The organism is Sphingomonas sp. JUb134, assembly GCF_004341505.2.
Classification (GTDB): domain Bacteria; phylum Pseudomonadota; class Alphaproteobacteria; order Sphingomonadales; family Sphingomonadaceae; genus Sphingomonas.
Genome location: NZ_SLYP02000001.1, coordinates 1341986 through 1353960 on the forward strand (window position 1 = coordinate 1341986; position 11975 = coordinate 1353960).

The window sequence follows — 11975 nt, forward strand, 5'->3', positions numbered from 1 at the left end:
GTAGACGTAGTGCTCATCATCGGGCGCGGCCCGCCAAGAGGTCGCCTTTCCAAGCATTGGTGAGATTCCTCTGGTTGCCCGTTCGGCTGCCACTCTGAGGTGGCTGCGCACGAACGGCCGAGCATCCGGCTCATTCCCTGGCTCAGGGATGGGGCGGCGCTTCACGCAGCCGCACCGGGGCTGCGGACATATCCGGACCATGATCGGTAGTTCTGCCGATGGCGAACCCGGCCCTCGAGAGCCTTTACTCCTGATCCAAGGACAGGAGACCCCCGATGAGAAGCTTTGCGATCGTAGCGTCGCTCCTGCTGGCAACAGCGACCGTGCCGGCCGCGATCGCGCAGGACGAACACAGCTGGGACAACCTGCTGCGCGTCAAGGCCAAGAAGATGGACGCGGTGTATCTGCTGCCGCAGGCGGACTTCCGCGGCTATACCAAGGTGATGCTGGATCCGACGCAGGTCGCGATGCGCAAGGACTGGAAGCGCGATCGCAACAACGAAACGGTGGGCATCTTCGAGGACGTGACCGACAGGGACGTCACCCGTATTCTCACCGAGGCGCGGACGGGGTTCGAGAAGCTGCTTCGCGAGGCCTATACCAAGGCGGGCTACCAGATCGTCACCGAACCCGCCGCCGACGTTCTTCGGATCGAGACCGCCGTGGTGGACATCGACGTCGAGGCGCCGGACACCATGTCCGCCGGGATGACGCGCGTATACACGCACGAAGCCGGAGGTGCGGTCCTGGTGGTGGAAGCGCGCGACTCGGTCACCGGTGCCGTGCTCGGACGCGCGGTAGACGGGGACACGACGGGCGACCTCGGCCCCTATCTGCGCAACCGGGCGACGAATACCGGCGAGTTCGAGCAGCTTTTCTCGCACTGGGCGAAGGTGAGCGTCGACGGCCTTGCGGAACTGAAGCAACTGTCGCCGGTGGATGCGCAGGGACGCCTCGCCAAACGTTGAACAGGCGAAGGTAGAAGGGCTGATCACTTGCGCGGGAAGTTTGCCCCCGCGCGAACGCCTGCTGCTCGCCGCGCGGGTGAGCCGCTGGATCATCGAGGAAAATGGAAGCGGCAGAGAGTTGGAGCGGCGCATCCGATCGCCGGTACGCGCTGTCAGCCTCAGCGTTCCAGCCCCAACGCCCCGCGATCGGCGGTGGCGGCCGCGAGTTCCGCGCGCGCGCCCGCGATGCGACTTTGCGCGTCAACCACTCGCACGCGTGCATCCGTCGCCGTTTCCTCACGCTGGTTCACGAGGAAAAAGTTGCTTGAACCCAACTCGAACCGGCGGCGTTCGGCGGCCACCAGCCGTTCTGCAAGCTGGAGTTCCTGTTCGGCAATCGCGGCCAGCCGTTCGGCCGCGTCGATACCGATGGTGATGCCGTCCACTTCCACCGCGATCTGATCGCGCAGGAACCGACTGCGCGCCTCCAGCGCGTCCATCTCTGCACGCGCCTCCGCGACGCGACCCCGCGCGGCGCGGTTTTCAGCGGCACGGAGAAGCGGACCCCGATTGCGGCTTCGAGCGGCGTGCGGGACGGGCCGCCCAAGCCCTCGTGGCCGACATCCTTGCCGACCTCTCCGCGGAGGTCGAGCCGCGGCCGAAGTTCGTTCTGCGCCAGCGCCAGGCGCGCCGTATCCTGATCGATGCGCGCCAGCAGCGCCTGAAGGTCGGGACGTCCCCGTGCGAAATCCGGACGGGGGACGGCGGCCACGCCGGACAGGGCGTCCGCATCGCGGGGCAGGCGCTCCGGCCCGACCCGTACCGGCTCTCCTGCCTCGTTCCGCAGGTAGAGCGACAAGGTGTTGGCCGCAGCCTGGAACTTGCCCTCCGCCCGCACCACCCGCGCACAAGATTTTGGTCGTTTTCGGCCAGAAGGATTTCGGGTCGGGCCCCGAGTTGCACCTGACGCGCCAGACCGCCGCGTCGGCTCTCCGACAGACTCGAGCAGGTCGCGGTAGGCGCGCAGCCGCAGGTCCGCGGCGACCCAGGTCTGATAGGCGTCGATGACCCGCCGCTGCACGCCGGTCGCCACTGCCTCCCGTTCGAAGCGCGCGATGTCGATGTCGCCGGATGCCAAGGTGCGCCGCGTGCGGCGCTCGTCCACCAGCCGATCCCGGAGCAGGGAGTAGAGCGCGCCGACTTTCACCTCCCCCAGGCGGTTGGTGTGATTCTCGTCCTCATAGACGGGAAAGGCGCCGCGGCTGACGCGGTAGCCACCGTAGACATAGCCCCCATTGCCGTCAGCGGGCGCGTCGCGCGCGTTCCGGCGACGGTTCCATCGCAATAGCCCAGGACTCGCGATCGGCCATCGATCTCGAACACGATGTCGAATACGCCAGGGACTCAGGGCGTGTCATTCGGCGACGCGTACCCGTGCCAGTGCCTCGACGATCTGCGGCGCTGCGCGGGCGGAGGCGCGCAACACTTCCTCCAAGGTCAGCGGCGCGGATGCCGGCGTCGCTGCCTCAGCGGCTGCATTCCGCTGGGGCGCTGCAGAGGTGGCGGAATCGGGCGCAGTGATGAGCGCGGGTATGAGGAGCAGGGACCGGATCATTCCGACTTCCCCACCTTGGCGGCGACCTTGCTGCTATCTTCCCTCGTGTCGCTCTTCTCAGTCGCGGCCGGACGACGAGCCGAGCCGCGTATCCAGCCCCAGCGGTAGGCTGGCCAGGCGAGCGCGCCGAGGTCGGCCCCGCCGATTTGGATCAGCCCGCTTTCGGGATGGGCATGCCACTTCAACAACAACGCCAGCCGATGCTCGGCACCGGACTCGACTATAGCCTTCATGCTTACCCTGCGGCAGCGCCACTATCTGCTGGCCATTGCGGACACCGGATCCTTTGCGATGGCGGCGCGCCCCGCCAACGTCTCGCAGCCGACGCTCAGTCGACAGGTACGCGGGCTTGAGGAGCGGGTGGGTGTGCGGTTGGTGGAACGCAGCACCACGGGCGCCGTGCTGACGCCGATCAGCCGGAGTATCGTCGCGACGGCGCGTCGGATGTTGAGTGATGCGCGAGACATCATCGCCCTCGCAGGCGGAGCTTCGGACAGCCGGGCCGGCACGTTGAAGCTGGGCACGACCCCCACGCTTGGTTCGTATCTCCTGTCTCCGATCATTGCCGAACTGCATCGGACGGCCCCGCGTCTGCGCCTGCACGTGTGCGAGGGCATCCCGACGAACAGGTGCTCGAACTCTCGCGAGGGAACATTGATGTCTTGCTGGGGCCGCTGCCGATAACCGGCGACGATCTGATGAGTTCCGTGAGCCGCTCCACCTCGTCGCGGCGCTAGACCATCCTCTGGGGCTCGACGGAGCGGTGACTCGCGATGACCTGGCGGGCAGCCCGCTTCTGACGCTGGATCCCCGACATCACCTCGCCTGACAGGCAGGTGATGTCGCCCAGGCCTACGACATGAAGATTGCGCCGGATTACTACGGCACAAGTCTGGACAGTCTGCACCAGATGGTAGCGAGCGGGCCGGGACTGGCTCTGCTGCCGAGCCTCTATCTCCGGTCCGAGGTGGGCGGGGCCGCAGGCAACAAAATCCTGCCTATCGAGGGGTGGCGAGCCCATCGGTCGATCGCCATGGCCTGGCGGAGGCAGTCATCGATGAGCACGGCTTTCAAGCTGATAGCCGAACACGTACAGGCCAGTGCGAAGCGCTTGCTGGTGGGATAGTCTCCGGAAGGTCTGCCGCGGCATGTCAACGGACCCCCGGCACGTTCGATGCACCCGCACACGTTGCGCGGACGGCGCCGATGCCGTCCGACGTTGTGGCAAAGCGTCTCGGGCGGGAATGTGTCACGGGAGAGGTCGCTAGCCTCCACCGTCCTCACCCAATTCGATGAAGAACATTCATCGCCTCGTTGAGCTGCTTTGCGGGCGCGATCGCCTGTGCCAAGCGTTAGAAAGAGTTGCGCGCAACGGCGGTGCGGCCATGCGTATGCGCGGCGCTGACGGACCGGCGAAGGAAGGAACCTTTATCATGGCCGCAGAGGCTGAACTCGGAATGTCTCGCCGAACCGTCCTTGCCAGCGGGGCGGCGACGGCGGTCGTCGCGACTGCGCCGGCGAGCGCCGCGGCAGCGCAAGCGACAACCGCTGTGAAAGCGGTGCCGACCATGCCCGTCTCGTTCGAGGTGAACGGCCAGAAGCGCGATCTCACCCTCGATCCGCGCACCACGCTGCTCGATGCCCTGCGCGAGCACCTGCACCTCACCGGCACCAAGAAAGGCTGCGACCACGGGCAGTGCGGCGCCTGCACGGTGATCGTGAACGGCGTCCGCATCAACTCCTGCCTCAGCCTCGCCGCCCAGCACCAGGGCGACACGGTCACGACGATCGAGGGCCTCGGCACGCCTGAGAAGCTGCACCCGATGCAGGCCGCGTTCGTCCGCCACGACGGCTATCAATGCGGTTATTGCACGCCGGGCCAGATCTGCTCGGCGGTGGCGGTGCTGGACGAGATCAAGCGCGGCGTGCCGAGCCATGTGCAGGCGGACCTGACGGGGAAGCCCGGCTTCACCAACATCGAGATGCGCGAGCGGATGAGCGGCAACATCTGCCGGTGCGGCGCCTATTCGAACATCGCCGAGGCCATGGCCGAAGTGGCGGGAGCCAAAGCATGAAGGCCTTTACCTACGAACGCGCCACGGACCCGGTCGCGGCCGCCCGGGCCGCGGCCCGGCCGGGCACCAAGTTCCTGGCCGGCGGCACCAACCTGCTCGACCTGATGAAGCTGGAGATCGAGACGCCGACCCATCTGGTGGACGTCCAGGACCTGGGCTTCGACAAGATCGAGAAGACCGCGGACGGCGGCCTCCGGATCGGGGCGCTCGTCACCAACACCGATCTTGCGACCGACGCGCGCGTGCGCCGCGACTATGGTGTGCTCGCCCGTGCGATCGTGGCGGGCGCGTCCGGCCAGCTTCGCAACAAGGCGACGACCGCGGGCAACCTGCTCCAGCGCACCCGCTGCCCCTATTTCTATGACACCAACATGCCCTGCAACAAGCGCAAGCCGGGCTCCGGCTGCAGCGCGATCGGCGGTGTCTCGCGCCAGCTCGCGGTGATCGGATCGAGCGAGGCCTGCATCGCGACCAACCCCAGCGATATGGCGGTGGCGATGCGCGTGCTCGACGCCACGGTCGAGACGGTCAGTCCGCAAGGGCAGACGCGATCGATCCCGATCGCCGACTTCCATCGGCTGCCCGGCGACACGCCGCACATCGAGAATGTGCTGACCCGGGGTGAGCTGATCACCGCGGTGACGCTGCCCAAGCCCGTCGGCGGGTTCCAGGTGTACGAGAAGGTGCGGGACCGCGCGTCCTATGCCTTTGCCGTGGTGTCCGTGGCCGCGATCGTCCAGAAGGACGGCACGGGCCGGGTCGCGCTGGGCGGGGTCGCGCACAAGCCGTGGCGTGTCGAGGCGGCCGAGGCGGCGATGCCGCAGGGCGCCAGGGCGGTTGCGGCGAGGCTGCTCGCCGGGGCGAAGCCCACGCACGACAATGCATTCAAGCTGCCGCTCGCTGAGCGCACGCTGGCAGCGGTGATGACCGAAGCGAGGTCCGCATGAAGTTCGACTCGCCCGCGGGCACCAACCCGATCGATCAGCAAAAGGTCGTGGGTCGCGCCCACAGCCGCATCGACGGACCGCTCAAGACTACCGGCACGGCACCCTATGCCTATGAGTTCCACCGGGAGGTCGCCGACGCCGCCTATGGCTATGTGGTGGGGTCGGCCGTGGCGAAGGGCCGGATCCGCGCGATGAACCTGCGCGACGCGAAGGCGGCGCCGGGGGTGATCGCGATCGTGACGGCCGCCGATGCCGGCAAGCTCGGCAAGGGCAACTACAACACGGCCAAGCTGCTGGGCGGGCCGGAGGTCGACCATTATCACCAGGCGGTCGCCCTCGTCGTGGCCGAGACGTTCGAGCAGGCCCGCGCAGCAGCCGCGCTGGTCCGCGTCGACTATGACCGGCGCGCCGGCCGCTTCGACTTGGACGAGGGGCTGAAGACGGCACCGCTGACGGGGGGCAACAGCGGCGAGGGCAGCGAATCCCCGCCCGAGCACCGGGTCGGCAAGTTCGAGGAGGCCTTTGCGGCAGCGCCCGTGAAGCTGGACGCGCTGTATACCACGCCCGACCACAGCCATGCGATGATGGAGCCGTTCGCTTCCATCGCCGCCTGGAACGGCGACGAGCTGACGCTCTGGACGTCCAACCAGATGATCGACTGGGGCCGTTCGGACCTCGCCAAGACGCTGGGGATGCCGAAGGAGAAGATCCACTTCCTTTCGCCCTATGTCGGCGGTGGCTTTGGCGGGAAGCTGTTCCTGCGCACCGACGCAGTGCTGGCGGCGCTGGGCGCACGCGCGGCGAAGCGGCCGGTGAAGCTCGCGCTGCAGCGCCCGCTGATCGCGAACAACACCACGCACCGGCCCGCGACGCGGCAGCGCATCCGCATCGGCACTACGCCGGACGGCACCATCACCGCCATCGCGCACGAGAGCGGATCCGGCGATCTGCCCGGCGGCGGCCCCGAGACCGCGGTGAACCAGACCGAGCTGCTCTATGCCGGTGCCAACCGGCTGACCTCGCTGCGGCTCGCCGTGCTCGACCTGCCCGAGGGCAATGCGATGCGCGCGCCCGGGGAAGCACCGGGCATGATGGCGCTCGAGATCGCGATCGACGAGATGGCCGAGAAGCTCGGCATGGACCCGATCGCCTTTCGCGTGAAGAACGACACCCAGGTCGACCCCAAGACGCCGACGCGCCGGTTCTCGCAACGCAACCTCGTCCGCTGCCTGGAGGAAGGTGCCGGCCGCTTCGGTTGGTCGCGTCGCCAGGCGAAGCCCGCCCAGGTGCGGGACGGCCGCTGGCTGGTGGGAATGGGCGTGGCGGCGGCGTTCCGCAACCACCTCGCCCTGCCGTCCGGCGCGCGGGTCCGGCTGGGCCGCGACGGGGTGGTGACGGTCGAAACCGACATGACGGACATCGGGACCGGCAGCTACACCATCATCGCCCAGACCGCGGCCGAGATGATGGGCGTGCCGATCGAGCAGGTGGCGGTGAAGCTCGGGGATTCGAGCTTCCCCATCTCTGCCGGTTCGGGCGGGCAGTTCGGCGCCGCCAGCGCGACCTCTGGCGTCTATGCCGCCTGCGTCAAGCTGCGCGAGGCGGTGGCCCAGCGGCTCGGCTTCAACTCGGCCGACGCGCAGTTCACCGGCGGCAAGGTCACCAGCGGCAATCGCTCGGCCACCCTGGCCCAGGCGGCGGCTGCCGGAGAGCTGGTCGCCGAGGACAAGATGGAATGGGGCGACCTCGGCAAGCAGATGCAGCAGTCGACCTTCGGCGCGCATTTCGTCGAGGTCGGCGTCGACGCCTATACGGGCGTGACCCGCGTGCGGCGGATGCTGGCGGTCTGTGCGGCCGGGCGGATCCTGAACCCCGTTACTGCCCGCAGCCAGATGATCGGCGCGATGACGATGGGTGTCGGCGGCGCGCTGATGGAGGCGCTGGAGGTCGACAAGCGTTTCGGCTTCTTCGTCAACCACGACCTTGCGGGCTATGAAGTGCCGGTTCACGCCGACATTCCGCACCAGGAGGTGATCTTCCTGGACGAGGCGGACCCGACGGCGAACCCGCTGAAGGCGAAGGGCGTGGGCGAGCTGGGGCTCTGCGGGGTCGGGGCGGCGGTCGCCAACGCGATCTACAATGCGACGGGCGTCCGGGTGCGCGACTATCCGATCACGCTGGACAAGCATCTGGAGAAGCTGCCTGCGATCGCCTGATGCGGACAGCTGCCACGCTTCTCCCCTTCGATGCGGTTGTTCCGGGTCGGGTGGGCTGACGCGCAAGAAGGTCTAGACCCATGAGCGATCTAGTCACCTGAATCTAAAGTTCGCCGCATAACGTACGGTCTGCGGCTTGGCAGAAGCGCTTTACGGAGGCGAGTATCTCGTCGGCGGACTTGGTCCATCGGTAGGGCTTCGGGTTCTCGTTGTGGCGCTCGATGAAGGCACGGATGTCCTGCTCGAGCTGATTGGTGGAGGTATGGACGCCGCGGCGCAGTTGCTTGCGGGTAAGTTCGGCAAACCAGCGCTCGACCTGGTTGATCCACGAAGCCGAAGTCGGCGTGAAATGCACATGATAGTGCGGCCTGCGGGCGAGCCAGGCCCGGACGAGCGCGGTTTTGTGGGTCGCGTAATTGTCCATGATGATGTGGACATCGAGATCGGGCGGCACCTGGGCGTCGATCTGCTTAAGGAAGTCCAGAAACTCGGCGGCGCGATGACGCTTGTAGCATTTGCCGATCACGAACCCCGAAGCGATGTCGAGCGCTGCGAACAGCGAGGTCGTGCCGTGACGGACGTAACTGTGAGTGCGCCGCTCGGGTACTCCTGGCATCATCGGCAGGACCGGCTGCTCTCGATCGAGCGCCTGGATCTGGCTCTTCTCGTCGACGCTGAGCACCAACGCGCGGTTAGGCGGGGAGAGATAGAGCCCGACAATGTCGCGGACCTTTTCCACGAACAGGGGATCGCTCGACAGCTTGAACGTCTCCGACCGATGCGGTTGCAGCCCAAAGGCCGACCAGATGCGCCGGATCGTCGTGTGGGAGAAGCCGGTCGCACCCGCCATCGAGCGTATCGACCAGTGGGTCGCGTCAGTTGGCGTGGAGCGGAGTGTGCGCTCGATCACGGCAGCAACCTGATCATCGTCGATCGTTCTCGGTCGTCCGGGCCGAGCCTCGTCCATCAGTCCCTCAACTCGGTCCTTCAGGAAGCGCCGTCGCCACTTACCGACTGTGTGCTCGTGCACGCCCAACTCAGCAGCGACAACCTTGCTCTGAATACCGTCCGCACAGCGAAGGATAATACGGCACCGCTCCGACATCGAGCGAGACACCCGCCGCCGGCGAACCTGCCGCTCCAGATAGTCCCGCTCCTCCGCCTCCAACACCAGAGGCATCGTCGGTCGGCCGCCCGCGTTCGCCATGCCAAGCTCCTCATCAGCGGAGCCAGCATACAATGCGACTTACTTCAGTTCCAGGTGACTAGCGCTCCATCGTTTAACTGGGGACGACGGCACCATGCCGGGCTTCGGCATGTATCAGACGGTATTTGAGGAAGCCGCTCGGTCGTTCGAGACCCTGATCAATCCAGGCGATCGGCTGTAGCCCGTGGCTGCGAACCGTTCCGATCTTGCCGACATCACCTACTTCCTGGCCATCGCCAGGCACCGCAGCTTCCGCTTGGCGGGACTGGAGGTAGGGGTCAGCGCATCCGCGCTGAGCCATGCCTTGAAAGGACTGGAAGGGCGCCTCGGCGTCAGGCTGCTCAATCGCACCAACCGTAGCGTCACGCTGACTGCGGCGGGTGAGGAACTGCGCGACGCGATCAGCCAGCCGTTCACCGCGATCGACCGGGCGCTTGAGGATCTCAATCGCTACCGTGATGCGCCAACCGGCCGCATCCGCCTGAATGTCGTCGCCGATGCGGTCCCGTTGCTGTTCGGATCGGTGCTGCCGCTGTTCGCCGAGCGCTTTCCCGACATCGAAGTCGACATCGTTGCAACCAACCGCATGGTCGATGTGGTCGGCAGCGGTTTCGACGCGGGGATCCGCTATGGCGGCACCGTTCCCGAAGACATGGTCGCCCAGCGTCTCTCCGCCAACCTGCGCTGGGTCGTGGCGGCATCTCCTGCGTATCTGGAACGCTACGGGGTGCCTGGTGCGCCGCAGGACCTCCAGCAGCATCGCTGCATCGGCGTGCGGCTGGGAAACGGGCGTATCTATCATTGGGAGTTCGAAGGGCCGGAGGGCGAGTTCGCCCTGCCGGTTCACAGCAAGATCACCGTGGATGATACTCAGGCTCTGTTGACGCTGGGCTTGCAGGGCATGGGGCTCATCTATGGTCTGGAACCGGCCTTCGCGCCGTACGTGGCCCGCGGCCAGCTCAATCTGGTTCTGGAGGAGTGGGCCACCCAGGGGCCAGGCTATCACATCTATTATTCCAGCCGACACCAGGTGCCGACCGCGCTTCGCCTCCTGATCGAGCTCATCCGCGAAGTCCGTCCCTTGGGCTTGTGAGCGCGCGCGATGAGCGACGCTCACCGTCTCATGAACGGCTGCCGGGCTAATCCCGCTCCGGCTTGAGGCCTACCTCCGGGGTGACAAGCTTCGGAGGCAAACAATGACCCCTACCTACGACTTTACGGGCCAGGTCGCATTCGTGACTGGCGCAAGCCAGGGCATGGGCCTGGCCGCGGCGAAGGCCTATGCCGCAGCGGGTGCCATCGTGGTGCTCACCGATGTGCAGGCAGAACGCATCCAAGCCGAAGCCGAGAAGATCCACGCCCAGGGAGGCAGAGCGATCGGCGTTGCTTGCGATGTCAGCGAGGAGGACCAGGTGGCCGCAGCGATCGAACAGACGGTTGCGGAGTTTGGGCGCCTCGACATCGCATTCAACAACGCCGGTGTGCAGGCGCCCGCGAACGATCTGGCCGACCAGCCGACCGAGGACTTCGATCGTGTCATGGCGATCAACCTGCGCGGCACCTGGGCGTGTATGAAGCACGAACTGAGGCAGATGCGGGCGCAAGGAACGGGCGCGATCGTCAACATGGCCTCGATCGGCGGGCTGATCGGCAACCTCGATCTCGCCGCGTACAACGCCACCAAGCATGGCGTGATCGGGCTGACCAGAAGCGCCGCACTGCGCTACGCCAAGCTCGGCATCCGCATCAATGCAGTCTGTCCGGCCACGATCAACACTCCGATGGTGGCGAGCATGCTGGAAACCCAGCCTGAGGCGATGGAGGACATCATGCGCCTGCAGGTGATCGGCCGTCTCGGTGAGCCCGAGGAAGTCGCCGCGGCAGTGTTGTGGCTGTCGAGCGCTGGCGCCAGCTTCGTCCACGGAATCGCCCTGCCCGTCGACGGCGGCTTCACGGCGAATTGACGATGATCGCTCGATCGCTCTTCGGGCCCGCAATCCTGGCGGGCTCACTCATCCTCCCGACCATCGCGCATGCACAGCAAGGAGAACCGAAGATGGAAATCACCCGCAAGGCGGCGATGAAGACCGCCGACGGCCCGGCGGAATATTTCACGGGCAAGGTCATCATCACGGGCCAGTTCCAGCGCCCGGATCCCTCCCGCGTCAGCGGCGCGATCGTCCATTTCGAGCCGGGCGCGCGCACCGCGTGGCACACCCATCCGGCCGGGCAGACGCTGATCGTCACGGAGGGCGTGGGCTGGACCCAAGTCGAGGGCGGACCGAAGCTCGAGTTCCATGCCGGCGACATCCTGTGGTGCCCTGCCGAGCACAAGCATTGGCACGGTGCGACCCAGCACGAAGCAATGACCCACATCGCGCTCCAGGAAGCGGTGAACGGCTCCCCCGTGACCTGGATGGAGAAGGTGACGGACGAGGAGTATCTTGCCCCGGTCGCGAAGGATTGATCCCATGCCGCGCCTGTGAATGAGGCGGATGATTGCGTCGCCTCTTCCTGCCGACCGCGCTCGGCAGCCGCTCTTTCAAAAACGGGGCGAGCTTCGGGTGTGGCCGGAACCGGTGCGAGCCGCGTCCGTGCAGCCGAACGAGCATCCACGCGTTGCGCCAGCCATGAATTATGTCGAGCACATCCTCGTTGCCCTTCTCGTCCAGTCGGCGGTCGGACTTTTCAGCGGAAACTGGTGGGCAGGGGCAGGCGTGGCGTCGACGTACTTCATCAGTCGGGAACTCGCGCAGGCGGAGTACCGATGGATCGAGCAATTCGGCCATGGGCTCCGATCCAACATGCCATGGTGGGGGCCATTCGACCGGCGGGTGTGGACGACGCTCGACCAGTGGGTCGACTGGCTCGGACCGCTGATCGTCACGTTTGGCCTAGCCTGGTTCCTCACCCGCTATGTGGTGGGTCGCTGAAGCGAGGCTGAAGCCGCGGCGGACGCCGTTTCCAC

Annotated in this window: 15 protein-coding genes; 11 read left to right on the plus strand and 4 right to left on the minus strand. The window is 66.5% G+C overall.

Features of this window, described 5'->3' with window-relative positions:
• Nucleotides 1-275: 275 nt before the first annotated feature.
• Nucleotides 276-968, plus strand: coding sequence for a DUF3313 family protein (locus EDF69_RS06330; protein WP_132882501.1), 693 nt, complete (start codon nt 276-278; stop codon nt 966-968).
• A gap of 158 nt (nt 969-1126) precedes the next feature.
• Here the strand turns inward: EDF69_RS06330 and EDF69_RS19560 are convergent, their stop codons facing one another.
• A complete protein-coding gene (locus EDF69_RS19560) occupies nt 1127-1447 on the minus strand; it encodes a TolC family protein (RefSeq protein WP_239555333.1) in 321 nt (106 codons plus the stop codon).
• Nucleotides 1448-1560: 113 nt separating this feature from the next.
• Here EDF69_RS19560 and EDF69_RS19565 point away from each other — a divergent pair, with 113 nt between their 5' ends.
• Nucleotides 1561-1914, plus strand: coding sequence for a hypothetical protein (locus tag EDF69_RS19565; protein WP_239555335.1), 354 nt, complete (start codon nt 1561-1563; stop codon nt 1912-1914).
• Nucleotides 1915-2361: 447 nt separating this feature from the next.
• On the opposite strand, the gene EDF69_RS19570 is transcribed toward EDF69_RS19565, so the two are convergent.
• Both EDF69_RS19570 and EDF69_RS06340 read right to left on the minus strand, forming a co-directional pair.
• Nucleotides 2362-2562, minus strand: a complete 201-nt coding sequence (locus EDF69_RS19570) for a hypothetical protein (RefSeq protein WP_165889980.1) — start codon at nt 2560-2562, stop codon at nt 2362-2364.
• Nucleotides 2559-2795, minus strand: a complete 237-nt coding sequence (locus EDF69_RS06340; RefSeq protein WP_132882500.1) for a hypothetical protein — start codon at nt 2793-2795, stop codon at nt 2559-2561. Before EDF69_RS06340 ends, EDF69_RS19570 begins: the two co-directional genes overlap by 4 nt.
• On the opposite strand from EDF69_RS06340, the gene EDF69_RS19575 reads away from it, so the two are divergent.
• From EDF69_RS19575 to paoC, 5 genes are all read left to right on the plus strand, one after another.
• Nucleotides 2794-3246, plus strand: a complete 453-nt coding sequence (locus EDF69_RS19575) for a LysR family transcriptional regulator (protein WP_239555337.1) — start codon at nt 2794-2796, stop codon at nt 3244-3246. The genes EDF69_RS06340 and EDF69_RS19575 overlap by 2 nt on opposite strands.
• 175 nt (nt 3247-3421) lie before the next feature.
• A complete protein-coding gene (locus tag EDF69_RS19580) occupies nt 3422-3688 on the plus strand; it encodes a LysR substrate-binding domain-containing protein (RefSeq protein ID WP_239555339.1) in 267 nt (88 codons plus the stop codon).
• Nucleotides 3689-3995: 307 nt separating this feature from the next.
• Complete coding sequence (paoA, locus tag EDF69_RS06350; RefSeq protein ID WP_132882499.1) at nt 3996-4637, plus strand: aldehyde dehydrogenase iron-sulfur subunit PaoA; 642 nt, start codon at nt 3996-3998, stop codon at nt 4635-4637.
• Nucleotides 4634-5584, plus strand: coding sequence for an FAD binding domain-containing protein (locus EDF69_RS06355; RefSeq protein ID WP_132882498.1), 951 nt, complete (start codon nt 4634-4636; stop codon nt 5582-5584). Before paoA ends, EDF69_RS06355 begins: the two co-directional genes overlap by 4 nt.
• The gene (gene paoC, locus EDF69_RS06360) at nt 5581-7800 is read left to right on the plus strand and encodes an aldehyde oxidoreductase molybdenum-binding subunit PaoC (RefSeq protein WP_132882497.1); all 2220 of its coding nucleotides are present in this window, start codon (nt 5581-5583) and stop codon (nt 7798-7800) included. The genes EDF69_RS06355 and paoC overlap by 4 nt, the downstream gene beginning before the upstream one ends.
• Nucleotides 7801-7903: 103 nt before the next feature.
• Here the strand turns inward: paoC and EDF69_RS06365 are convergent, their stop codons facing one another.
• Entirely contained in the window at nt 7904-9007 is a 1104-nt protein-coding gene (locus EDF69_RS06365) for an IS630 family transposase (RefSeq protein ID WP_132884640.1), read from the minus strand.
• A 184-nt stretch (nt 9008-9191) separates the two neighbouring features.
• On the opposite strand from EDF69_RS06365, the gene EDF69_RS06370 reads away from it, so the two are divergent.
• The 4 genes from EDF69_RS06370 (at nt 9192) to EDF69_RS06385 (ending at nt 11940) form a co-directional block, all read left to right on the plus strand.
• Nucleotides 9192-10100, plus strand: a complete 909-nt coding sequence (locus tag EDF69_RS06370; RefSeq protein WP_132884616.1) for a LysR substrate-binding domain-containing protein — start codon at nt 9192-9194, stop codon at nt 10098-10100.
• Nucleotides 10101-10203: 103 nt separating this feature from the next.
• On the plus strand, nt 10204-10971 hold the full coding sequence (locus EDF69_RS06375) for a glucose 1-dehydrogenase (RefSeq protein WP_132884617.1): 768 nt from the start codon (nt 10204-10206) through the stop codon (nt 10969-10971).
• A 92-nt stretch (nt 10972-11063) separates the two neighbouring features.
• Nucleotides 11064-11474: a (R)-mandelonitrile lyase gene (locus EDF69_RS06380; protein ID WP_132884618.1), complete on the plus strand. Its 411-nt coding sequence runs from the start codon at nt 11064-11066 to the stop codon at nt 11472-11474.
• A gap of 163 nt (nt 11475-11637) precedes the next feature.
• Complete coding sequence (locus EDF69_RS06385) at nt 11638-11940, plus strand: hypothetical protein (protein ID WP_132884619.1); 303 nt, start codon at nt 11638-11640, stop codon at nt 11938-11940.
• The last annotated feature ends 35 nt before the right edge of the window (nt 11941-11975 follow it).

Coding starts and splice junctions, on each gene's coding strand:
- EDF69_RS06375 (WP_132884617.1), top strand. CDS start 10,204: ATGACCCCTACCTACGACTTTACGGGCCAGGTCGCATTCGTGACTGGC.
- EDF69_RS06365 (WP_132884640.1), bottom strand. CDS start 9,007: ATGGCGAACGCGGGCGGCCGACCGACGATGCCTCTGGTGTTGGAGGCG.
- EDF69_RS06330 (WP_132882501.1), top strand. CDS start 276: ATGAGAAGCTTTGCGATCGTAGCGTCGCTCCTGCTGGCAACAGCGACC.
- EDF69_RS19560 (WP_239555333.1), bottom strand. CDS start 1,447: ATGGACGCGCTGGAGGCGCGCAGTCGGTTCCTGCGCGATCAGATCGCG.
- EDF69_RS06385 (WP_132884619.1), top strand. CDS start 11,638: ATGAATTATGTCGAGCACATCCTCGTTGCCCTTCTCGTCCAGTCGGCG.
- EDF69_RS06340 (WP_132882500.1), bottom strand. CDS start 2,795: ATGAAGGCTATAGTCGAGTCCGGTGCCGAGCATCGGCTGGCGTTGTTG.
- paoA (WP_132882499.1), top strand. CDS start 3,996: ATGGCCGCAGAGGCTGAACTCGGAATGTCTCGCCGAACCGTCCTTGCC.
- paoC (WP_132882497.1), top strand. CDS start 5,581: ATGAAGTTCGACTCGCCCGCGGGCACCAACCCGATCGATCAGCAAAAG.
- EDF69_RS19575 (WP_239555337.1), top strand. CDS start 2,794: ATGCTTACCCTGCGGCAGCGCCACTATCTGCTGGCCATTGCGGACACC.
- EDF69_RS19570 (WP_165889980.1), bottom strand. CDS start 2,562: ATGATCCGGTCCCTGCTCCTCATACCCGCGCTCATCACTGCGCCCGAT.
- EDF69_RS06380 (WP_132884618.1), top strand. CDS start 11,064: ATGGAAATCACCCGCAAGGCGGCGATGAAGACCGCCGACGGCCCGGCG.
- EDF69_RS06355 (WP_132882498.1), top strand. CDS start 4,634: ATGAAGGCCTTTACCTACGAACGCGCCACGGACCCGGTCGCGGCCGCC.
- EDF69_RS19580 (WP_239555339.1), top strand. CDS start 3,422: ATGAAGATTGCGCCGGATTACTACGGCACAAGTCTGGACAGTCTGCAC.